This is a genomic window from Staphylococcus chromogenes (assembly GCF_029024625.1).
In the GTDB taxonomy this organism is placed as follows: Bacteria; Bacillota; Bacilli; order Staphylococcales; family Staphylococcaceae; genus Staphylococcus; species Staphylococcus chromogenes.
Genome location: NZ_CP118953.1, coordinates 1 through 23,140, shown reverse-complemented (window position 1 = coordinate 23,140; position 23,140 = coordinate 1). Strand labels below are relative to the sequence as shown.

Annotated in this window: 18 protein-coding genes, 1 riboswitch and 1 other annotated feature; of the genes, 1 reads left to right on the top strand and 17 read right to left on the bottom strand. The window is 39.3% G+C overall.

Annotated features, from left to right (window positions below; all coding sequences use genetic code 11):
* Positions 1–38: 38 nt before the first annotated feature.
* The 10 genes from PYW36_RS00090 to hutH form a co-directional block, all read right to left on the bottom strand.
* Positions 39–1,325 carry an adenylosuccinate synthase gene (locus tag PYW36_RS00090; RefSeq protein WP_103159117.1) on the bottom strand — a complete coding sequence of 429 codons (1,287 nt, stop codon included), beginning with the start codon at positions 1,323–1,325 and terminating at the stop codon, positions 39–41.
* 290 nt (positions 1,326–1,615) lie between these two features.
* Positions 1,616–3,016, bottom strand: coding sequence for a replicative DNA helicase (gene dnaB / locus PYW36_RS00085; protein ID WP_103159118.1), 1,401 nt, complete (start codon positions 3,014–3,016; stop codon positions 1,616–1,618).
* Between the two features lie 145 nt (positions 3,017–3,161).
* Positions 3,162–3,608, bottom strand: a complete 447-nt coding sequence (rplI, locus tag PYW36_RS00080; RefSeq protein ID WP_103159119.1) for a 50S ribosomal protein L9 — start codon at positions 3,606–3,608, stop codon at positions 3,162–3,164.
* Entirely contained in the window at positions 3,605–5,572 is a 1,968-nt protein-coding gene (locus tag PYW36_RS00075) for a DHH family phosphoesterase (protein WP_103159120.1), read from the bottom strand. Before PYW36_RS00075 ends, rplI begins: the two co-directional genes overlap by 4 nt.
* Before the next feature lie 11 nt (positions 5,573–5,583).
* Positions 5,584–6,489, bottom strand: a complete 906-nt coding sequence (locus PYW36_RS00070) for a DUF2232 domain-containing protein (RefSeq protein WP_037575303.1) — start codon at positions 6,487–6,489, stop codon at positions 5,584–5,586.
* Positions 6,490–6,823: 334 nt separating this feature from the next.
* The gene (gene metX / locus PYW36_RS00065) at positions 6,824–7,789 is read right to left on the bottom strand and encodes a homoserine O-acetyltransferase MetX (RefSeq protein WP_103159121.1); all 966 of its coding nucleotides are present in this window, start codon (positions 7,787–7,789) and stop codon (positions 6,824–6,826) included.
* 76 nt (positions 7,790–7,865) lie between these two features.
* Positions 7,866–7,967: riboswitch (SAM riboswitch) on the bottom strand.
* A 56-nt stretch (positions 7,968–8,023) separates the two neighbouring features.
* Entirely contained in the window at positions 8,024–8,350 is a 327-nt protein-coding gene (locus PYW36_RS00060) for an AzlD domain-containing protein (RefSeq protein ID WP_103159122.1), read from the bottom strand.
* Positions 8,347–9,039, bottom strand: a complete 693-nt coding sequence (locus PYW36_RS00055; protein ID WP_037575308.1) for an AzlC family ABC transporter permease — start codon at positions 9,037–9,039, stop codon at positions 8,347–8,349. The genes PYW36_RS00060 and PYW36_RS00055 overlap by 4 nt, the downstream gene beginning before the upstream one ends.
* 274 nt (positions 9,040–9,313) lie before the next feature.
* Positions 9,314–10,594 (bottom strand): serine--tRNA ligase, encoded by a 1,281-nt coding sequence (gene serS, locus PYW36_RS00050; RefSeq protein WP_103159123.1) that lies wholly within the window; start codon positions 10,592–10,594, stop codon positions 9,314–9,316.
* Between the two features lie 54 nt (positions 10,595–10,648).
* Positions 10,649–10,833: a binding site (T-box leader), on the bottom strand.
* Between the two features lie 65 nt (positions 10,834–10,898).
* Complete coding sequence (gene hutH / locus PYW36_RS00045; RefSeq protein WP_103159124.1) at positions 10,899–12,401, bottom strand: histidine ammonia-lyase; 1,503 nt, start codon at positions 12,399–12,401, stop codon at positions 10,899–10,901.
* A gap of 275 nt (positions 12,402–12,676) precedes the next feature.
* Here hutH and PYW36_RS00040 point away from each other — a divergent pair, with 275 nt between their 5' ends.
* Entirely contained in the window at positions 12,677–13,489 is an 813-nt protein-coding gene (locus PYW36_RS00040) for an NAD(P)H-hydrate dehydratase (RefSeq protein ID WP_103159125.1), read from the top strand.
* Between the two features lie 51 nt (positions 13,490–13,540).
* Here the strand turns inward: PYW36_RS00040 and gyrA are convergent, their stop codons facing one another.
* The 7 genes from gyrA to dnaA all read right to left on the bottom strand — a co-directional run bounded on the left by gyrA (position 13,541) and on the right by dnaA (position 23,140).
* Positions 13,541–16,195 carry a DNA gyrase subunit A gene (gyrA, locus tag PYW36_RS00035; protein WP_103159126.1) on the bottom strand — a complete coding sequence of 885 codons (2,655 nt, stop codon included), beginning with the start codon at positions 16,193–16,195 and terminating at the stop codon, positions 13,541–13,543.
* 32 nt (positions 16,196–16,227) lie between these two features.
* Positions 16,228–18,159, bottom strand: coding sequence for a DNA topoisomerase (ATP-hydrolyzing) subunit B (gene gyrB / locus PYW36_RS00030; RefSeq protein WP_371874982.1), 1,932 nt, complete (start codon positions 18,157–18,159; stop codon positions 16,228–16,230).
* A gap of 12 nt (positions 18,160–18,171) precedes the next feature.
* A complete protein-coding gene (recF, locus tag PYW36_RS00025; RefSeq protein ID WP_037575320.1) occupies positions 18,172–19,287 on the bottom strand; it encodes a DNA replication/repair protein RecF in 1,116 nt (371 codons plus the stop codon).
* Complete coding sequence (locus tag PYW36_RS00020) at positions 19,284–19,505, bottom strand: RNA-binding S4 domain-containing protein (RefSeq protein WP_037565318.1); 222 nt, start codon at positions 19,503–19,505, stop codon at positions 19,284–19,286. Before PYW36_RS00020 ends, recF begins: the two co-directional genes overlap by 4 nt.
* Before the next feature lie 144 nt (positions 19,506–19,649).
* Positions 19,650–20,348: a DsbA family protein gene (locus PYW36_RS00015; RefSeq protein WP_051604977.1), complete on the bottom strand. Its 699-nt coding sequence runs from the start codon at positions 20,346–20,348 to the stop codon at positions 19,650–19,652.
* A 136-nt stretch (positions 20,349–20,484) separates the two neighbouring features.
* Positions 20,485–21,618: a DNA polymerase III subunit beta gene (gene dnaN / locus PYW36_RS00010; protein WP_084276046.1), complete on the bottom strand. Its 1,134-nt coding sequence runs from the start codon at positions 21,616–21,618 to the stop codon at positions 20,485–20,487.
* 181 nt (positions 21,619–21,799) lie between these two features.
* Positions 21,800–23,140 (bottom strand): chromosomal replication initiator protein DnaA, encoded by a 1,341-nt coding sequence (dnaA, locus tag PYW36_RS00005; protein WP_037575324.1) that lies wholly within the window; start codon positions 23,138–23,140, stop codon positions 21,800–21,802.

Genomic DNA, 23,140 nt, shown 5'->3' with positions numbered 1-23,140 from the left:
CTAACCGCAACGTTACGGTTAGACTTCCCTCTATAAGATTAAATCCATAGTTTTTCAACGATATTCGTTTGATTACGGTCAGGACCGACAGAGAAGATAGAGATGTGGACGTTACATAATTCAGAAATGCGTTCTAAGTAGCGACGTGCATTATCTGGTAATTCGTCTAGACTACGTACGCCTGTAATATCTTCTTTCCAACCTGGTAATTCTTCAAAAATTGGCTTACAACGTTTTAAATCATTCAAGTTCGCCGGGTATTCTGTAATTTCTTTACCGTCTAATTCGTAAGCTGTACAGATTTTTACTGTATCTAAACCTGTTAAAACATCAATCGAATTGATAGATAAGTCCGTAATACCGCTCACACGGCGTGAGTGACGTAACACGACTGAGTCAAACCAACCGACACGACGAGGACGACCTGTTGTTGTTCCATATTCACGGCCGATTTCACGAATGTGATGGCCATCTTCATCGAAAAGTTCTGTTGGGAATGGACCATCGCCGACACGTGATGTGTAAGCTTTACATACGCCAACGACTTTTGAAACTTGTGTAGGACCTACGCCAGTACCTACTGTCACGTTCCCTGCGACAGGATTACTTGAAGTGACAAATGGATATGTCCCGTGGTCGATGTCTAACATGACACCTTGTGCCCCTTCGAACAATACTTTTTCATTTGCGACAAATGCATCATCTAAAACTTTTGCAGTATCTGTCACGTAAGGTGCTAAACGTTGACCCGCTTCGTAATATTCTTCAAAAATTTCTTCAAATGAAGGTGCGTCTTGTTCAAACATACCTCGGAAGTAATCATTTTTATAAGCTAAATTCTCTTTTAAGCGTTGTTCGAATACTTCTTTATCTAACAGGTCTGCCATGCGAATACCTATACGTTGTGCTTTGTCGACGTAGGCTGGGCCAATCCCTTTTTTCGTCGTACCAATTTTATTATCACCACGACGTTCTTCTTCTAATTCGTCTTGCTTTAAGTGGTATGGAAGGATGACGTGAGCACGGTTCGAAATGCGCAAGTTATCAGTTGCAACCCCACGTTCATTTAATCCGTCTAATTCTTTTAATAATGCAACAGGATCTACAACCACACCGTTACCAATAACAGATAATTTTTCTTTATAGAAAATACCTGAGGGTACTAAGTGCAATTTGTACGTTTCACCGTCAAACTTGATTGTGTGTCCTGCATTATTACCGCCTGAAAAACGTGTAATGACATCTGCTTGTTCTGCTAAAAAGTCTGTAATTTTACCTTTTCCTTCGTCTCCCCATTGTGTCCCAACTACTACGATTGATGACATAAGAGCACCTCCAACGTTTTCTCAATTAACCAAAGTGTATTTTACCAGTCTCACAGTTGGAATGCAAACCAAAAAACGAACGTTAAATTTTAGAATCATCTCTTAAGAAAAACATATTAGAAAATCTCATTTAACCTTGTCACAGCGCATAATAAGCTTATTTAAGACAAAAACTAGAATTCTTCAAAAACATACTTAAGTTGAAATCAGGCTTTGGAAAAGAACAAAAATCCGTACATTAAAAACAAAAATTTGCTTAATGTACGGAAAAATATTTTTATATTGTATTATTATCCCATTTCAGCGTGGGCATAATCAATGTCTGTAAACTTATTATATTGTTTCATGAAGTGTAGTTTCACTGTACCGGTCGGGCCGTTACGTTGCTTGGCGATGATGATTTCAATTTCACCGTTTTCATCGTTCGTTTGGGGTTCAAATCCTCCGTCATCGTCATCCTCTTCTCCTTCGCCACGATTGTAGTAATCATCACGATATAAAAAGGCAACAATATCCGCATCTTGCTCAATAGATCCTGATTCACGTATGTCACTCATCATCGGACGTTTATCTTGACGTTGTTCTACCCCACGTGATAACTGACTAAGGGCAATGACCGGGCACTCAAGTTCACGAGCAATCCCTTTTAACATACGAGAAATTTCAGAGACTTCTTGTTGACGGTTATCTGACGCACGTGAGCCACTGCCTTGGATTAACTGCAAGTAGTCAATCACAATCATATCAAGTCCGTGCTCTTGTTTTAAACGACGGCATTTCGAGCGCAAGTCTGTAATGCGAATCCCAGGGGTATCATCGATGAAAATTTTCGTACGAGATAATTTCCCGACAGCGACCGTAAAGCGATTCCAGTCTTCTTCAGTCATTGTTCCTGTCCGTAAACGATTCGAATCGACATTCCCAGAGCTACAAATCATACGCGTTGCTAACTGGTCCGCCCCCATTTCAAGTGAGAAAATGCCTACGGTATATTGGTCTTCATGCGTGGCCACTTTTTGCGCAATATTTAGTGCGAAAGCAGTCTTACCTACCGATGGACGTGCCGCTAATATAATCAAATCGTTACGATTAAATCCTGCCGTCATTTGGTCTAAATCACGATAACCTGTTGGAATCCCAGGGGTTTGCCCGCTATTTTGATCGAGGGCTTCAGCATTATCATACACTTGGCCTAAAACGTCTCGAATATCTTTAAACCCGTCGCTCTCACGTGTCGAAGACAATTCTAAAATGCGTCGCTCTGCATCATTTAATACAGTATCAATATCTAACTCTTCGTTATATCCATCGTTCGCGATCCTATCCGCCGTATGGATTAACTTACGCTTCACTGCATTTTTAAAGACGACGTCTGTATAGTATTGAATATTACGCGTCGTCGGAACATTGGATGTGATTTCAGCAAGATATTGAGGCCCACCCGATTCACTGATGACCCCGTCTTGTGTCAAACGGTCGAGCACTGTCACAATGTCAATGTCATTACCGTCTTCATTTAGGTTCATCATCGCACGGAAAATATGTTGGTGTGCAGTACGATAAAAAGATTCCGGCAAAAGAATTTCTTGCGTTGAAGCGATTAATTCTGGATCTAAAAATATCGCACCTAACACGGATTGTTCCGCTTCATTGCTATGGGGCATTTGTTGATGCTCATACATTCCATCCATGCGATTAACCTCCCTTACGTCCTTTTAGATACTTTACATATTTTACCACTATTCATAGTGGTTCACAAAAAAATTAAGGGGGTAGAATCTTGAAATCTCATCGATTTCTATCCTACTCCCTTAAATCATAAATTATGAGAAAGTTTTATTTCTCAACTGTATGCACGCGAATAACGCCCTCTACATCTTTATGAAGTTTCACTGGCACGTTCGTATAGCCTAACGCTTGAATACCATGTGAAAGTTCCATTTTACGTTTATCTATTTTGATGCCATGTTGTTTGTGTAATGCTTCTGCGATTTGTTTCGTACTCACAGAACCAAAGAGTTTACCGCTTTCTCCTGATTTTGCTGTGACTTCGACTTCAAGATCTTCTAATTGAGCTTTTAACGCTTTCGCATCGTCTAATTCTTGTTGTTTGTCTTTTTCAATACGTTTGTTTTGTTGTTCTAACTTTTTAAGGTTTCCAGGTGTCGCTTCGACCGCATAGTTGTTTTTAATTAAAAAGTTGTTTGCGTAACCGACTGGTACGTTTTTAACTTCACCTTTTTTACCTTTACCTTTAACATCTTGTGTGAAAATTACTTTCATGCATTATCACTCCTATCAATTTGTTCTTGGATGGCTGTTTGTAATTGTTCAATGGCCTGTTCGACGGTAACGTCTTTCATTTGCGTCGCGGCATTTGTTAAATGACCGCCCCCGCCAAGCGCTTCCATCGTCAACTGCACATTAAATTCACCTAGAGAGCGGGCAGAGATCCCGATAACATCATCTTCACGCTTAGCGACCACGTATGAGGCTTCAACGCCATCTAAACTTAACAATTCATCTGCAGCTTGAGCCACTGTCACAGGATGATAAATTTGATCCTCGTCGCCATGGGCTATCGCGATGCCATTGTCTTGCAGATTCACCGTACGTATTAACTCTGAACGTTTGATATACGTATCGATATCATCTTTTAAGAAATGTTGCGTTAAAATCGTATCTGCGCCGTGCGCGCGTAAATAGCTCGCCGCATCAAAGGTACGTGAACCCGTACGAAGCGTAAAATTACGTGTATCTACAATAATACCCGCATACATCACTGTCGACTCTAAACGTGTCAAACGTTGTTCTGTCGTTTGATACTCTAACAACTCCGTCACAAGTTCAGCTGTAGAACTTGCATAAGGTTCCATATAAATTAATAAAGGATTGGCGATAAAGTCTTCCCCGCGTCGATGATGATCGATGACGACTTTACGGTTCGCTTTATTTAAAATATCTTTATCGATGACCATTTCAGGTTTATGCGTATCTACAATGACTAAAGTTGTTTTGCTCGTCATCATATCCCACGCTTCATCTGATGTGACAAAACGTTCTTTGAGCTCAGGTTTTTGATCGATTTCGTCCATCACACGACGTAATGTCGGATCGATATCTGAGTCATTGAGAACGATATAGGATTCGAGGTTATTCATCATCGCAAAACGTGTGACACCGATTGCTGCCCCAATCGCATCTAAATCCGGTCGTGTATGCCCCATCACGATGACCTTGTCGCCTTCAAGTAAAATATCTTTGAGCGCGTGAGAAATCACTCGAGCACGCACACGTGTCCGTTTTTCCATCGGGTCAGTCTTACCGCCGTAAAAGCGCACATTACCGTTCGCACTTTTAATCGCCACTTGGTCTCCCCCACGTCCTAGAGCTAAGTCTAAGCCAGATTGCGACATTTCGCCAAGATCGATTAAGTTTTCTGATCCTTCCCCAACCCCAATACTGAGCGTTAACTGTGCACGATAGCCGACGCTCTTTTCACGCAACTGACTTAAAATATCAAAGTTGGTTTCCTCGATTTCACGCAAAATCCGACGATTCAAGTAAGCCACAAACTGATCAGAACTGTAACGCTTAAAATAAACGTTATGTTCTTGTGCCCATCGGCTAATCACACGTGTCACCATAGAGTTGATTTCAGAACGCTGCGTATCATTCATATTTTGCGTAATTTCATCGTAGTTATCTAAAAAGAGTGTTGCGATAATCGGTTGCTCATCTTCGTAGGCTTTGTTAATTTCCGCTTCTTCTGTAATGTCTAAGAAATATAAAATCCCTTCGTTTTTGGAATATTTCACACGATAGGTATAGCCATTTTGCGTGAGTTCAATTTCTTTCGCCTTATCCAATTGCTTCAGTATGTTGGGATACACTTCATTGATTGGATCGGAAATAACGTTACGCTCTGTCCGTTCTGATAGAAATTGATTCATCCATTCGATTTGGTCATTTTGGTTTAACACAATAATCCCAATTGGCATATTTTTAACAGCATGATTGCTCGCTAATGTCACTTTTCCACTTAAATCTTCTAAGTACGTATCTAGTTTTTTAAACGTCCATCTAAATAAAAAAGCACACACAATCAACACGATAAACAGTGTTATCGCAGCGATAAAACCAAATACGACACTAAAGAAAAAGCTTACACCAACACTGGCAATCGCGATTAACGTAATCAATATAAAAGGTAAGAGTAACGATTTCTTTACCGATTGACGTTTCATTTTGTCACCTCTCAACGTTTTTTAAGCATGCTTTTTAAGTTTAATCCAAGATCTAACAAGCCAATCAGGCGTGTAAGTGGATATGCGAAAATCCCTACAATAATTAAAAGGACTGTCACACCTATTGGAAACTTTTTAAGTGTACAAGCATAATGAATAAAACTTAAACCTTGAATGACAAGTAAGAAACCTAAGACGATGATAAAGTTTAAACTGATGCTTTGAGCCGTTGTTGATGGTTCTGTCACAATGCTTACGAGCAAAGCAATGGCATATATAATAAAGATAGATTTACTTAATTGCCATAAATATAAAGGTCGATATACCGGCGTTGCTACTTTAAATTGACGTAAAATCGGAAAAATAATGAGTAACGACAACATAAAGAACAACGTGAGACCCACTACAATAAACGCTGGCATTTGGATTGCCATTTGTTCTACAGATGCTTCCAACACTTTTGAAGATTGGGCATCTAAATTTTCTATTCGAATTGCTTCGTTAACAACTTTTCTATAAGGTTCTAACAATTCATGCGCATAGGGAAACATTCTGATGCTTTGTAAAATCATCATTGCACCTAACGTCACAATACTCGTCACCATCGTGACAATATACAATATGCGTTCCTTAGAAACTCTTTGGATTAATAACTGACTAATGACTAAACTCGCGAGGAGTAAAATAATCATAAAGGTTTGTACAAACAAACTCCCCGTCAGTGTTGCAACCATAATCGAAATGAGCGCTGCAAAACCGAATGAATATTTAGAGCGGTACCAAAGAATGATTCCTGGAAGCGGTGCAAAAAAGATAATGATAACGCCTAGCACTGGCATAAAATGCATGACTAAAGCTACCACAATTAAGGCTAAGGTACCTAAAAGGGTTTCTTTAGGTTTAATTTTCGAAAACAATAACGCCACTTCCAAACTTAGATTTATAGTCACTATTTTACAGGCTTTGACAAGGGTTTACAACAGACGTCAAAGTGAAACTATGGCGATGTAAAGGGCGCATTAAATTGAGTGTCCCTCTCTTTCATCGCTTTCATTTTTACCATCTATATTTTGACAAGCTTAAAATAGTTGTATTGAGGCTTTTACGAAGAGGAGGTTACCCACAATAAGCTTTGTAATAGATTGTTAACAATAGTGGAGCTGTATTTCAGTTATTTCAACTCAAATACAGCCCACCTCTGTGCACCTCATTTACATAATTATAACAAAAATGTAACATATTCGTCTAAGTTTAGCGTCTGAATCTTGAAAGTTCTAAAAAGTGATATAAATACGGGGCCCAATCATTGAAGTTAAGTAAAAAACCATCATGTCCGACATTATCTGGCACGAAGAAATGACGATGATATTGGAAGTACTCTCCTAGCGCTGCGACTTGATCGTCTGGATATAATAAATCATCCGTGAAACCCATCGTTAACACTTTTGTATTTAAGGATTGAAAAACGTCAGAGACATCCTCGCGCCCACGGAACACATCATGACTATCTAAGACGTCGAGCAGTGTCAGGTAACAGTTTAAATCGAACGTATTTTTAAATTTATCGCCTTGATGTTTTTGATATGTTACGACTTCGTCAGGCGTGAAGCGGGCTTCATAACTTTTAGAAGAGCGATAAGTTAAAAACCCCAGTTGACGTGCTATACTTAAGCCTTCCCTACCCCCTAAATGAATCGCTTGACGTGCGATTTCATTGAAAGCTCGGGAGTAAGACGAGGTTTTAGCAGTTGCGGCAAGAATAACTGCTTTTTTTACAATAAATTTCTGATTGTATAATAACTCCATCACTTGCATCCCACCGAGTGAAGCACCAATCAATACTTCTATTTTTTCAAATTGCAATGCTTGTAAGCCGAGCTCAATCGCACGGACAATGTCTCGAATCGTCAGTCGCATAGGAAAGTTTTCTTCCGTGAGACGAGAGCTAGAACCAAACGGGCTTCCAATCACATTAAATGTCAAAAACTGATAGTCGTGAAAAGGCATATAACCCCCATCGATTATTTCGCGCCACCACCCCGGATGTTCCTCCGTACCGTAAGTTAAATGATTACCTGTTAAGGCGTGACAAACCAAAACGAGGGGTTGCCCCGGATGACCGACATGTTCATATCTCAATTGTAAATTATTTATCGTTTCTCCAGATTCCATCGTAAATTCTCCTAAATATAACGTATCTACTTTATATTCCGCCAAAGTATGCCCTCCCTCTAAAAATATAAAAAAGTTGTATTGCCTAAGTACGACAATACAACTCAAATTAACGATAAACGACTTATCACTCGATTCTTTCGTTGGTTGTAGCACCGTACTTATTTCTAAGTGGTTGCTGAAGCATCACAGGGCCAAATCCCTCAACTTCTCTTAATAAGCTTGTTCTATTCAATTATTAGTTATCATAACGCATTCAGAATATTCTTGCAAATTGTTTTAATACGACAAAAATAGTCGAAGTATAGCGACAGTAACAATACCGACAATCACCGTAACAGTCAAACTTCTAGAGAGTAATGCAGCCAGTGCGGTCGGCAACGCACTCCATAGAAAAATCCAATTGAACTGATAACCCCATTGTCCTTGTTGTTGCAGGATGAAGCCATCTACAACTAGTGCTGTAAATAACGTGATGGGAATAAAAGAGAGCCATTGAATGATGCGATCAGAAAGTTCTAATTTTGAAATCGCGATGAACGGTGTAATACGTAAAATCAACGTCCCAACACCTGATAAAATAATCGTCCATAAGATATACATCATCGCTCCATCACCACCCCTACACATGCCGCAAGCATTGATGATAATAGAATAGCGATATAAGACGGCATCACTACACTTAACAGTAACATCATCACTGTCACGATACCTACGAGATAGAGATATATCCGCAGTTTAGTTTTTGTCACGCCTTCAAATTGACTTAGCATTAGAAAGATGAACATCGCAATAATGGCATAATCTAAACCTAGCGCTTCCGGGTTATGTAAAATATCTCCTAACAAGGCACCCAAAATACAAATCAAAATCCAAAAAAGATAAGCCGTTAGATTGATACCATGCATCCACTGACGCCCTATAAACACTCCTTTAGAATGCGGGGCGATGGCAATACCAAAAGTTTCATCAGTGAGCAATGTACCCATGCCGATACGATGCCACAAAGGTTCATTTTTAAAACTTGGCGCAAGCGTCATGCTGAGTAAAAACATGCGACTATTCACGACTAAAGCCGTAAGCACAATAATCCAAACGGGGGTATGCACAGCCATGAGCGCAATAATAATAAATTGCGCTGCACCTGCATAAACAAGTATAGATAAAAGCGCAATTTCTAATACGCCAAAACCTGAAGCTACACCGACAATGCCAAAGGAAAATCCTATACCCGCATATCCGAGTAACGTCGGGATACAATCTTTAATCCCTTGTTTGAACGTCACGTAAGCCATCTCTTCTACCCCCTTCATAAAAATTAAACCCATTTTATTATAAACAACATCAAATTTCTACAAGGTCAGCGTGAAGTTTGTCTTACGTTAGACTGAAGAATGTCTAAAAACGCTGAATTTACAACATTTTAATGCACCTTAATTTTCAGACAATTTATATATATAAAAGCGTTTAAACCCTAACTTTTCCCCTCCCCTACTCATAATAATCAACATCAAAATAGCTAAGACACGCTGTTGATGTCTTAGCTTTTATTTTATTTATCTATTTAATTTAAAGAGCTTCGATGACTGTTTGACCACCCATAAATGGAACAAGTGCTTCTGGCACAGTAATTGAGCCATCTTCATTTTGATAGTTTTCAACAATCGCTGCAAATGTACGGCCAACCGCAAGTCCTGAACCGTTGAGTGTATGCGCATATTCTGGTTTTGCCTCTTTATCACGTTTGAAACGGATATTCGCACGACGCGCTTGGAAGTCTACACAGTTAGAGCAAGAACTGATTTCTTTATAGTCATTGTAGCTTGGTAACCATACTTCTAAGTCGTATGTTTTGCTAGAACCAAAACCAATATCTCCTGTACATAAAATCACGCGACGATACGGTAAACCAAGTTCTTCTAAAATCGCTTCCGCATGACTTGTCATTTCTTCTAACGCATTCCAAGAGTCTTCTGGTTTTTCGATACGTACCATTTCTACTTTATTAAATTGATGCAAACGGATAAGACCGCGTGTGTCACGTCCTGCAGAACCCGCTTCACTTCTGAAACATGCAGTTTGACCTGTAAATTTCTCAGGTAAGACTCCCGGCTGGATAATTTCATCACTGTAGAAGTTTGTAAGAGGTACTTCTGCTGTTGGAATAGTATATAATCCTTCTTTTTCTACTTTAAATAAGTCTTCTTCAAATTTTGGTAGTTGGCCTGTACCATACATTGTTTTCGGGTTCACGAGTTGAGGCGCTACCATTTCACGGTAACCGTGTTGTGTTGTATGTTTCGTTAACATGTAGTTCATTATCGCACGTTCTAATTTCGCACCTTCACCTGTTAAGAAAACAAAACGTGCACGGGCTACTTTTGCAGCACGTTCAAAGTCTGCCATTTTAAGAGATTCTAGGAGATCCCAATGCGCTTTAGGTTCAAAGTCGAATGATCTTGGTGTTCCCCATCTTTTTTGTTCCACGTTTTCAGAATCGTCTGCGCCTTGAGGAACGTCATCATGAATTAAGTTAGGAATGCGAGATAATTTATCGTGTAATGCAGTATCCACTTCTTTTAATTCTGCATCAATCGCTTTAATTTTTTCACCAACTTCACGTTGGGCTTTAATTTCATTGTCCGCATTTTCTTTATTACGTTTCTTTTGTGCAATCGCCTCAGAGGCTTTATTGCGCTCTGATTTTAACTCTTCTGTTTGTTGAATCAATTCACGGCGTTGTGTATCGAGGTTTAATACCTCATCTACAACAGATGTATCATCACCACGTAAAGCGATTTTTTCTTTCACGTATTCTGGGCTCGTTCTAAATAATTTAATGTCTAACATGTATGTCATCCTTTCAAATTTTTTAGGTAACAAAAAAACCACATCCCCTGTACTACAAGGGACGTGGTTTACGCGTTGCCACCCTATTTAACAGACAAAAGTCTGCACTCTACAAAGTTAACGGTTTGACCCGAATTGTTATTCACGTAGGTAGATTTCATATGTCACGTATTATTTGTTCGCACCCACCACAAATTCTCTGAAATCGATACATATTACTTAGCCTACAAACAATTGATTATTAATTTAATTTCAATATAGCAAATTCATTTTCGTAGCGCAAGGGCTAAATTGTGAACAGTTTTTATATGTGATAAGCGGCCTCTTTTAAGTACTGTGCCATACGTTCAATATCTTTATGAAATTGACGATCTTCATTGATAGACGGAATAATCTTTCTTAAAGCTTCGTACTTTTCACGTGTTTTTGGTGATAACCCTTCAATGCCTTTTAGTTCGACGGCTTGTAAAGCAATAATCGCTTCAATTGCGAGGACGCGGCGCACGTTTTCTAATATTTGATAGCCATGACGTGAAGCGATGGTTCCCATTGAGACATGGTCTTCTTGATTGGCTGAGGATGGAATAGAATCCACACTTGCCGGGTGGGCTAACGTTTTATTTTCAGAAACTAAACTTGCAGCGGCATACTGCATTATCATGGCACCACTTTGTAACCCAGGTTCTGGACTTAAAAATGCTGGAAGCTCTCCATTGAGTTGTGGATTGACTAAACGCTCTAAGCGGCGTTCTGAAACGTTGGCTAATTCACTCAATCCAATTTTTAGAAAATCTAACGCAAAAGCGACGGGTTGACCGTGAAAGTTACCTCCTGAAATCACTAACGTGTCATCACCTTCATCGAAAATCAATGGATTATCATTCGCCGCATTCATCTCAAATTCTAATTTCTCTTGAACATAATTAAAGACTTGAAAACTCGCACCGTGAATTTGTGGAATACAGCGTAATGTATAAGGGTCTTGAACACGAATCTCTCCTTGACGCGTTGTAAGTTTCGATCCGTCTAGCCAGTCTGACATCCGTCTTGCTACCGCCGTTTGTTCCTCAAAATTTCGGACGAGATGTACCTTTTCATTATAGGCATCTGTAATACCGTTCAAGGCTTGATGTGTGAGTGAAGCAATCCATTCCGCTTCATAGCCTAGACTTTCCGCTTCAATCATTGTCACAACGCCTTGAGCTGTCATGGCTTGTGTCCCGTTAATTAAGGCAAGGCCTTCTTTGGCTTGTAACGTTAAGGGCTGACGATTCAAACGTTTTAAGACGTCCGCGCTGTCTAAAATCTCCCCTTGATAAGACACGCGACCTTCGCCAATCAGTGCCAGTGCTAAATGTGAAAGAGGGGCCAAATCCCCTGAAGCACCTAATGAACCTTGTTGTGGAATGACTGGAATAATACGCTCATTAATAAAGAACGTCAATTGATCGACAAGGTCTGTCGTCACTCCTGAATGGCCTTTGAGTAATGTATTTAAACGTAACACCATCATCACTAAAGCTACATTTTCCGCAAATGGTGTCCCGACTCCACAGGCATGAGAGCGAATTAAATTAACTTGGAGTTGATTGTATTTTTGTTGGTCGATTAACACGTCACTGAACAAACCAAATCCTGTCGTAATACCATAAATCGTTTCTTTGTTTTGAATAATGCGTTCTACGGTCGCACGACTTTGACGCACACGTTGAAGCGCATCTGTCGTGACTTCTATTTGGCCTTGTTGTGCTAAAAATTCGCGTATCGCATGAATGGATAGCTGATCACCCGTTAAACGTAGTGTCATCATGAATTCCCCCTTTGTTTATAACTCATCCCACTCAAGTATAGTTGTCAAAAAATAGCGTGACAATAGTTCTCACAATATCCGTAACGTATTATCGAGGTAGTCATTTAACGTGATAAATGATTCTTCGATTAACTATTGACGAAACTGAGAGACAGGTTTAATATATCTTGTTGTATTTAGACTATTTTTTATGAGTAATTGTATAGGTTTGAATCTTTAAAATATAAAAAAATAACGTAATGATCATGAACTAAACAAAGGAGGTTAAACGTGTGCAGACTTTAACCAGTGTCAATATCCCTAAACGTAAACAAGAAACACATAAAGGGGATTACGGACGTATCCTCTTAATTGGAGGCAATGCCAATCTAGGAGGCGCCATCATGCTTGCAGCCCGTGCATGCGTATATAGTGGGGCAGGATTGATTACCGTTGCCACACATCCAACGAATCACGCTGCACTCCATTCACGCTGTCCAGAAGCAATGGTCATCGATATTAACGATACGAAAAAACTGACAAAAATGATCGAGTGTTCAGACTGTATTTTAATTGGACCTGGATTGGGTCTTGATTTTAAAGGCAATAATGCGATGACCTTCTTGCTTCAAAATATTTTACCGCACCAAAAATTAATCGTTGATGGCGATGCGATTTCAATCGTAAGCAAATTGCGACCAGAAATTCCTTCATGCCATGTTATTTATACGCCACATCAAATGGAATGGGAGCGTCTAAGCGGTATCCCTATTGCCGAACAAACGTATGAACGTAATCGTGAAGCCGTCAATCGCTTAGGAGCGACGGTCGTATTGAAAAAACATGGGACTGAAATTTTCTTTAAAGAGGATGAATATAAATTACAAATTGGTCATCCCGCCATGGCGACAGGCGGAATGGGGGACACCTTAGCAGGGATGATTACAGGCTTTGTCGGTCAATTTGACAATCCGATTGATGCCATCACTAGTGCGACTTACACGCATAGTTATATTGGTGAAAAATTATCTGAGACGATGTATGTTGTGCCTCCTTCTAAACTCATTGATGAAATTCCATTTGCGATGAAAGCTTTAGAACAATAAAAATAAGCCAGAGATGAGCAAGGACGCTCATTTCTGGCTTTTCTTATATTATTATTCTTCTGAATCTGCATTTTCTATATCTTCATTAACGCGATCCATAAAGTCTTGACGTAAATCTTCACGTTGCTCATTTGATTGACGTCTGTCTTCTGGCTCAGTGCCCTCAGTGTGAATGGTATCGCCTGGAACACTATCCTCAACCACTTGTTCTGTCAGTTGCGTTGTGCCATCTGGCGTTGTTTCGTTCACTTCTTCTAAGTCTTCAGGTTCACGTTTTACTTTAGCTACAGTGGAAACAAACTGATCATCTGCCATTTTAATTAAACGTACCCCTTGCGTCATACGACCATTTTTAGAAATATCTTGAACTTCCATACGAATAATCACACCATGGTTTGTGACGACCATAATGTCTTCATCTCCAGAAACTGTACCGATACTAATCAATTGACCGTTACGCTCTGTGATTTTCGCAGTTTTCACACCCATACCACCACGATTTGAAAGACGATATTCACTGACAGGTGTGCGCTTACCGTAACCTTTTTCGGTCACCACAAGCACTTCATCTTCACTATCCTCATTGGCGACACCTAAACCGACGACAATATCATCATTGCGTAGTTTAATACCGCGGACCCCTGCGGCAATACGACTCATTGCACGGACATCCGTTTCTTTAAAGCGAATCAATGAGGCATTTGCTGTACCGATAAGGATATGTTTATGACCATCTGTCAGACGAACCGCGACAAGCTCGTCATCGTCACGAAAGTTAATCGCGATTTTACCGTTTTTATTGATACGGTTAAAGTTGCTGAGTGCTGAACGTTTGATGAGTCCTTTTTTCGTCGCAAAAACGAGAAAGTCTTCTTCAGAATCCAAGTCTTTCACAGCAATCATCGTACTGATAGTTTCATCGCTATCAAGTTCAATCGCATTCACAATTGGAATCCCTTTAGACTGACGGGAGAGTTCCGGCACTTCGTATCCTTTCAGTTTATAGACGCGGCCTTTATTTGTGAAGAACAGGACGTGATTATGCGTACTTGTTGTCACAAGTTGACTCACAAAGTCATCTTCTATGGTATTCATTCCTTGAACGCCACGTCCGCCACGGTTTTGTGAACGGTAAGTTGAAGCCGGTAAACGTTTAATATAGTTTTTATGACTTAATGTAATCACAATTTGTTCTTCAGGAATTAAATCTTCATCCTCAAGGTTGTCTACGCCACCAAGTTGAATTTCTGTACGACGTTCATCCCCATATTTATCACGGATTTCAATTAATTCCTCACGCACAAGATCTAACAATTTTTCTTCATCCGCTAAAATCGCTTCAAGTTCTGCGATATAAGCAACCAAATCATTATATTCTTGTTCAATTTTATCACGCTCTAAGCCTGTCAGACGTCTTAAACGCATATCTAATATAGCTTGGGCTTGACGTTCAGATAAATTAAAGCGCGATTGCAAGCTTTCCATGGCAATTTTATCTGTATCTGATTCACGAATAATCGTAATGATTTCATCAATATGGTCTAACGCAATACGTAGTCCTTCTAAAATATGCGCACGGTCTTTCGCCTTACGTAAGTTATATTCTGTACGACGACGCACAACTTCTTTTTGGTGCTCTAAATAGTGATATAACGCTTGCTTTAAGTTAATCAGCTGCGGACGACCATTGACGAGCGCAATCATATTTACACCGAATGACGTTTGAAGCGGTGTCAATTTATAGAGATTGTTTAAGATGACATTCGCATTCGCATCTTTTCTCACGTCAATGACCACTCGGACACCCGTACGTAAACTTGTTTCATCACGTAAATCGGTAATCCCCTCGATTTTCTTATCACGTACTAAATCAGCAATTTTTTCAATCATACGTGCTTTGTTTACTTGGAATGGGATTTCTGTCACAACAATACGTTCGCGACCACCCCCACGTGATTCAATTTCAGCACGGGCACGCATGATAACAGAGCCACGCCCTGTTTCATAAGCGCGTCTAATGCCACTTTTTCCAAGAATTAATCCTGCTGTTGGGAAGTCTGGCCCCGTAATATCTTCCATCAATTCATTGATTGTCATTTCAGGATTACGGCTTAAGCTCAGCACACCATTAATCACTTCGGTCATATTGTGTGGCGGAATGTTTGTCGCCATTCCGACAGCAATCCCTGATGCGCCGTTGACAAGTAAATTTGGGAAACGTGAAGGTAACACGCTCGGTTCACGTTCATTGCCATCATAGTTGTCGATAAAATCGATGGTATCTTTGTTGATGTCTCTTAATAACTCTAGTGCGATTTTAGTCATACGTGCTTCGGTATAACGCATCGCTGCCGCACCATCACCATCCATCGAACCAAAGTTCCCTTGACCGTCTACGAGTGGATAACGATAGCTGAAATCCTGTGCCATACGTACCATTGCCTCATAAATTGACGAGTCACCGTGAGGATGATATTTACCCATAACATCCCCAACGATACGCGCAGACTTTTTATACGGCTTATCTGGTGTCATACCTTGTTCATTGAGGCCATATAAGATACGACGATGTACAGGCTTTAAGCCATCTCTTACATCTGGTAAAGCACGAGAAACGATAACGCTCATCGCGTAGTCTAAAAAGGACTCACGCATCTCGTTACTTATGTTTCGTTCATTTATTCTTGATTCAGGTATTTCAGCCATCAAGATATCCTCCTTCTAATTGAACCGTTACGCTAGAAATCTAAATTAGCGTAAACAGCGTTATCTTCAATGAACTGACGACGATTTTCTACGACGTCACCCATTAACATTTCAAACGTTTGGTCTGCTTCAATCGCATCATCAAGCGTCACTTGAAGCATCGTACGATTTTCTGGATTCATTGTCGTTTCCCACAATTGATCTGCATTCATTTCCCCAAGACCTTTATAGCGTGCAATAGACCATTTCGGCGTTGGATTCAATGTTTCTTTCAATTTATCGAGCTCACGATCATTAAACACATAATATTTTTGTTTTCCTTGCGTTAATTTATAAAGCGGCGGTTGCGCAATATATACATATCCCGCTTCAATCAACGGTCTCATAAAGCGATAGAAGAACGTCAGCAATAATGTTCGGATATGGGCACCATCGACATCTGCATCGGTCATAATCACAATTTTGTGGTAACGGGATTTTGAAATATCAAATTCTCCACCAATACCTGTCCCAAATGCAGTGACCATTTGACGAATTTCATTGTTGTTTAAAATTTTATCTAAACGCGCTTTTTCAACGTTTAAAATTTTACCACGCAACGGTAAAATCGCTTGTGTGCGTGAATCACGCCCTGATTTTGTAGACCCCCCGGCAGAGTCCCCTTCGACTAAGAAAATTTCACTTTCAGAAGGGTCCTTACTTGAACAGTCCGCTAACTTCCCTGGTAAACTCGAAATATCTAAGGCCGATTTACGACGTGTCACTTCACGTGCTTTTTTAGCTGCTAGACGTGCACGTGAAGCCATAATTCCTTTTTCGATAATGACACGGCCGACTTGTGGATTTTCGTATAAGAAACGCTCGAATAACTCAGAAAAGATGCGGTCTACAATTTGACGAACTTCAGAGTTGCCTAATTTTGTTTTCGTTTGCCCTTCAAATTGAGGATCCCCATGTTTCACTGAAACGATGGCCGTTAAACCTTCGCGTGTATCTTCACCTGATAAACGTTCTTTGTCATCTTTAATGAGTTTGTTTTGCGTGCCATAGCTATTTAACACACGTGTTAACGCACGTTTAAAACCATCTTCATGCGTCCCACCTTCATAAGTGTGAATGTTATTTGCATATGTTAATAAATTCGTCGCAAAACCGCTGTTGTATTGCAAGGCAATTTCAACTTCGACATCCTCTTTAGATTCATGGACATAAATAGGTTCTGGATGAATTGCTTCTTTATTCTCGTTTAGAAGCTCTACATACGACTTTATCCCACCTTCGTAGTGGTAGTTATCCTCACGTGAAGATTCGTCGTCACGCTCGTCTCTGAGTGTGATTTGAATCCCTTTGTTTAAGAAGGCCAATTCACGAATACGCGATTGTAATGTTTCATAGTTGTATGTTGTTGTTTCTTGGAAAATCGTGCCATCTGCTTTAAAGCGAATGGCTGTCCCTGTTTTGTCCGTATCACCGATTTGTTTCAAATCAAAAGCAGGTACGCCTTTATGATAGGCTTGGTGGTGAATACGCCCATCTCGGTGGACGTAAACTTCTAGTGTTTCACTGAGGGCATTCACGACAGAGGAACCTACACCGTGGAGTCCCCCTGACACTTTATAACCGCCACCACCGAATTTACCACCGGCATGTAGGACCGTCAGAATGACTTCAACGGCAGGGCGCCCCATTTTTTCTTGGATATCTACAGGAATCCCACGTCCATTGTCTGTAACTTTAATCCAATTATCTTTTTCGATGACCACTTCGATTTCATCTGCATAGCCTGCGAGTGCTTCATCGATACTGTTATCGACAATTTCCCAAACAAGATGATGCAATCCGCGTTCTGAAGTTGATCCAATATACATACCTGGGCGCTTTCGAACCGCTTCAAGTCCTTCTAAAACTTGAATCTGACTGGCACCATAGTTTTCTGAGTTGTTCACATCAGCCAATGTTTCCACCTTCACTTTCTACTATTTCTCGATATTCCCTTGTGCGATTTGATATACTTTCGCATTTTTCATAATTTCGTGATCAATGCCTTCTACAGATGTTGTCGTAACAAATGTCTGTACTTTATGTTGAATCGTACTGAGCAGGTGCGTTTGTCTGGAATCATCGAGCTCACTTAAAACGTCATCAAGTAATAAAATGGGGTATTCCCCCACTTCTTGATGCATTAATTCAATTTCAGCAAGCTTAATTGACAGCGCTGTTGTTCGTTGTTGACCTTGAGAGCCAAAGGTTTGCGCATCCATTCCATTCACTTTAAAAGATAAGTCGTCACGATGTGGACCAAACAAACTATTGCCACGCTCAATTTCTCGCTCCATATGTTGTTGAATATAATCAAATATTTCTGTCGTTAAGACTTCTTCAGATTGCGAGGGGTCTTCAAACTTTAGACTTGGCATATACTGTAATGTTAATGTTTCTTTGCCATTCGTAATCCCTGTATGAATAGGTTCCGCTAAGGTCTCTAGTTCGTCAATAAAATGACGTCTGCGCTGCGTTACTTTCACTGCATAAAGTGCAAATTGTTGATTGAGCACTTCTAACATTGTCGTATCTTTTGTCTTTTTAAGTTGGAGCTGTTTTAGATAGTGATTGCGTTGTTTTAAAATCCGTTGATATTGTGATAAATCATTCAAGTATAAACTTGAAATTTGACCTAATTCCATATCGATAAACCGTCGTCGAATTTGTGGTGCACCTTTGACAATGTTTAAATCTTCGGGCGCAAAAAGTACGACATTGAGATGACCAATATACTGGGTCAATCGACTTTGTTCTAAGTGATTAACTTTTACTTTTTTGCCTTTTTTCGTAATAAACATCGTCAGGGGCATCGTTCCGTGACGAAAATTAAGCTCACCCTCTATTTTAGCATATTCTGCATCAAAGCGAATGAGCTCTCTATCATTTGATGTACGATGGCTTTTTGCTAAAGCGAGTACATAAATCGATTCCAGTAAATTTGTTTTACCTTGCGCATTTTCGCCAATTAAAATATTGACTTCAGGATGGCATTTCAGTAAAACAGAAGCATAATTTCGATAATTTTCAAGCTGGAGTGTTTTTAGTTTCATTGCTCACCAAACTTGATAATAAATGAACCCACTTCTGGAATATCAAGTTGATCGCCATCACTCAATTTTTTACCGCGGCGTGTTTCATGTTCTCCGTTGAGGTAGACGTCATATTCTTTTAAAAACCATTTCGCTTGGCCACCGGATTCCACGATGCCTTCGTAATTTAAAAATTGCCCTAAGGTGAGTTCACCATCAACGATTATTTCTTCAGCCAAATCTATCACTCCATTCCTATTTGCTCACTTATATATTATACCGTTTTAACAATAAAATTTCATGTGCAAAAGTGTAGAAATACGGTGATTTCTCTTGTAAACGTTTTACGTGAAACATTTTTCGATAAATCCGACACATGCCTCTTATTTTTGCGCTTCAAGTTCTTGATCAATGACTTTTTTTATCTGTTGATAATCTGTGACATCTTCCACATGTCGACCATTCACATACAACGATGGCACTTGTTGGACTTGATATTTTTTTGCCAATTGATGATCTTTTTTCGCATGTGTCAGTGTTTGATCTGATTTGGATTGATAAGCTTGGATGATTTTTTTCTTTTGTTGTGAAGAAATATTTAAGGTATCTAACCCACTTTTGATTAAGTCGTCCGTTAACCAAGTCTCTTCAGATACAGCTTTTTTAGACTGCGGTTGGTGTTGATATAGAAAACGATGGAAAGACCAATACGCCTCTGGTGCATATGTATTTACAGCTAAGGCTGCGCGTGTGCCTCGCATAGATTCTTCACCATGTAATAAAACGTTCACATAGCGTAGTTCGACTTTGCCAGAGTCGATATACTCTTTTTGAAGTTGGGGTTTGATTTCTCTTTCGAACGCCCCGCAGTATGGACATTTATAATCTCCAAATTCTACAAGTGTCACATTATTTTTCGCATTGCCTTGGTAAGGTTGTTGGGCAGTATCTTTGTGAAGTTGAGCGACGTCTTTAATGTCTGTCGTTTGATTTTTAGAAACAAACCACAAGCTTAATCCGATGACAAGAAAAATAAATAGTGACACAAATGCGATCATAAGCACTGTTTTTTTAGATTTCATGATATTCCTCCAAATTGATGTAATTCTATTTTACTAAAACTAAGTCTCTTTTTATATTACACGTACGTTAAAAACTAATTTCTTTTTTAATTTACAAAAAAAGAAGCCAGGACGCCCTGACTTCTTAAACGTAATTTTAGTATGTGCGTATCGGTAAAATTAATTGTGTCACCGTATCATCATCTTTGGGTTTTAAAATAAAAGGTTTCATTGTCCCAAAAAATTCAACTTCAACTTCATCGTTATCAATCGCTTTTAACGCATCCATCATATATTTTGAGTTGAAGGAAATTTTGAGGTTGCCCCCTTCTACATCTTGTGCAGTGACTTCTTCTTTTACAGTACCGATTTCTGGAGATGTAGATGATAATTCAACTAATGCATCACCCGTACTTAATTTGATGACATTATTTCCACCTTCACGTGCTAATAAAGACGCACGATCAATGGCATGATAGAAATCATTGTTATCTAATCCTAATTTGATTTCATAGTTCTCTGGGAACAAGCGAGATGTGTCTGGATAATGTCCCTCAAGTAAACGAGAAATGAAATTAATATGGCCTACGCGGAATAAAACTTGGTTTGAAGCAAAGAAAATATCAATGTGTTCTTCATTTTCAGTCATAATTTTGTTTAATTCGGCTAATGCCTTACCTGGAATGATGACATTTTTGTCTTCAATCTCTTCTTCAAGTTTTAACTTTCTTACAGCCAAGCGGTGCGAATCGGTCGCAGTGCATATTAATTCATTTTCTTGTATAAGCCAGTTGACCCCTGTAAGTACAGGGCGTGTTTCTGAGGTGGACACTGCGAAATTCGTTTGTGCAATAATGTTTTTAAGCACTTTGATAGGTAATTGTAGCGCATCGTCACTTGAAACTTGTGGTAATAAAGGATATTGGTCAGGATCTAAACCACTAAGATTAAATTCAGAATGACCTGACGTGATTAATGTTTGAAATTGTTCATTTGTTGATAATTTAACATCTTTCCCTGGCAATTTTTTAATGATGTCTACGAAGAAACGCCCTGGGAGTACGACTGAACCTGGTTCTTTAACTTCAACGATATCTTCACCATCGACTTGATTAGGAATTGTAATTTCGATTGAGATTTCTGAATCAGAACCTGTTAATACAACCCCTTCATTCGTTGCTTCGATTTTAATCCCCGTTAAAATTGGTAATGTTGTTCTTGGAGATATTGCTTTTAATGTATCGTTTAATTGCGTGATAAAATAGTCTCTTTTGATAGAAAACTCCATCATTTCATAAACTCCTTTCAGTCGTTTATATAGTTATAGTTATATTAAAAATAGTAATCATAGTCATAGGTGCTGTGGATTAGTGGATAAGTTCATAAAAACAAGAGAAATCAAGTTTGTACACATGTGGATAAACTGTGCATGGTGTGTATAAGATTTTCACATTATCCACATTTCACTTTTCTTACGCATTGCGTATTTCTTTTTCAAGAGATTCGATTTCTTGCTTTAATGTCGGATCATTTTGGATGTCTTTAACAATTTTGTCGTGTGCATGAATGACTGTCGTATGATCACGTCCTCCAAACTCTTCACCAATTTTTGGTAATGAAAAATCGGTCAATTCTCTAGAGAGATACATCGCGATTTGTCTTGGGTAAGCGATTGATTTCGTGCGTTTTTTCGCAGCAAAGTCTTCGATGCGTACGCCATAGTATTCTCCTACCACTTTTTGAATATCTTGAATAGTAATCTTTTTCGATTTTGGAATTTGAATAATATCTTTTAAAGCATCCGCCGTGAGTTCTGTTGTTATCGGTTTTCCTTGGAGTTTTGAAAATGCAAGGACACGTGTTAACGCACCTTCTAATTCGCGAATATTCGTTTGTATTTGATTAGCGATATACGTGAGGGCTTCTATTGGGATATCAAGATTTTCTTCTTCTGTCTTTTTCTGCAAAATCGCCATACGTGTTTCAAAATCTGGCGGTGTGATGTCTACGATAAGGCCCCATTGGAAACGTGATTTTAAACGTTCTTCAAGAGTTGAAATCTCTTTAGGTGGGCGATCACTAGAAATGACGATTTGTTTATGATTTTGATGCAAATCATTAAAAGTATGGAAAAACTCTTCTTGTGTTTGTTCTTTTTTTTGTATGAACTGAATGTCATCGATGAGTAAAATATCAATATTTCGATATTTTTCGCGAAAAGACTCTGTATCGTTGTTCCGAATAGACTGGATAAATTCATTGGTGAACTTTTCACTAGATGTGTAAAGCACTTTTGCATTGGGATTGTTTTCTAAAACATAGTGTCCAATAGCATGCATCAAATGTGTTTTTCCGAGACCTACGCCTCCATAGATAAATAGAGGATTATAAGCTTGTGCGGGTGCTTCAGCCACAGCTAAACTTGCAGCATGCGGGAAGCGATTGCCTGGGCCAATGACAAACGTTTCAAAAGTATTGTTCGTATTGAATTGTTCACCGTTTGTTTCGGGATTGGCGACAGGCGGCTTGGCCTGTGCTGATGAAGCGGGTTCAAGTTCATCAAAATCTGCTTCTGTTAAAAATCGCACCTGATTAACGGATTTTCCAGTAACAGTTTTAATAATAGCTTGAATTAATTCCGTATAATTGGTGCTCAACCAACTTGCAACGAAAGGTTGATTGACGAGTACAATTGCTTCTTCATCAGACAGAGTATGCAATTTCGTGTCTTTGAGCCAAGTTTGATAAGAAATACTCGAAACTTCTTCTTTAGATAAGCTGAGAACTTTGTCCCAAATTTCTTGTTCTGACAT

What these genes read in the sequence shown, in the direction of transcription:
- PYW36_RS00090 (WP_103159117.1), bottom strand. Translation starts at nt 1,325, where the DNA reads ATGTCATCAATCGTAGTAGTTGGGACACAATGGGGAGACGAAGGAAAA.
- dnaB (WP_103159118.1), bottom strand. Translation starts at nt 3,016, where the DNA reads ATGGATGGAATGTATGAGCATCAACAAATGCCCCATAGCAATGAAGCG.
- rplI (WP_103159119.1), bottom strand. Translation starts at nt 3,608, where the DNA reads ATGAAAGTAATTTTCACACAAGATGTTAAAGGTAAAGGTAAAAAAGGT.
- PYW36_RS00075 (WP_103159120.1), bottom strand. Translation starts at nt 5,572, where the DNA reads ATGAAACGTCAATCGGTAAAGAAATCGTTACTCTTACCTTTTATATTG.
- PYW36_RS00060 (WP_103159122.1), bottom strand. Translation starts at nt 8,350, where the DNA reads ATGATGTATATCTTATGGACGATTATTTTATCAGGTGTTGGGACGTTG.
- PYW36_RS00055 (WP_037575308.1), bottom strand. Translation starts at nt 9,039, where the DNA reads ATGGCTTACGTGACGTTCAAACAAGGGATTAAAGATTGTATCCCGACG.
- serS (WP_103159123.1), bottom strand. Translation starts at nt 10,594, where the DNA reads ATGTTAGACATTAAATTATTTAGAACGAGCCCAGAATACGTGAAAGAA.
- hutH (WP_103159124.1), bottom strand. Translation starts at nt 12,401, where the DNA reads ATGACACTACGTTTAACGGGTGATCAGCTATCCATTCATGCGATACGC.
- gyrA (WP_103159126.1), bottom strand. Translation starts at nt 16,195, where the DNA reads ATGGCTGAAATACCTGAATCAAGAATAAATGAACGAAACATAAGTAAC.
- recF (WP_037575320.1), bottom strand. Translation starts at nt 19,287, where the DNA reads ATGAAACTAAAAACACTCCAGCTTGAAAATTATCGAAATTATGCTTCT.
- PYW36_RS00015 (WP_051604977.1), bottom strand. Translation starts at nt 20,348, where the DNA reads ATGAAATCTAAAAAAACAGTGCTTATGATCGCATTTGTGTCACTATTT.
- dnaN (WP_084276046.1), bottom strand. Translation starts at nt 21,618, where the DNA reads ATGATGGAGTTTTCTATCAAAAGAGACTATTTTATCACGCAATTAAAC.
- dnaA (WP_037575324.1), bottom strand. Translation starts at nt 23,140, where the DNA reads ATGTCAGAACAAGAAATTTGGGACAAAGTTCTCAGCTTATCTAAAGAA.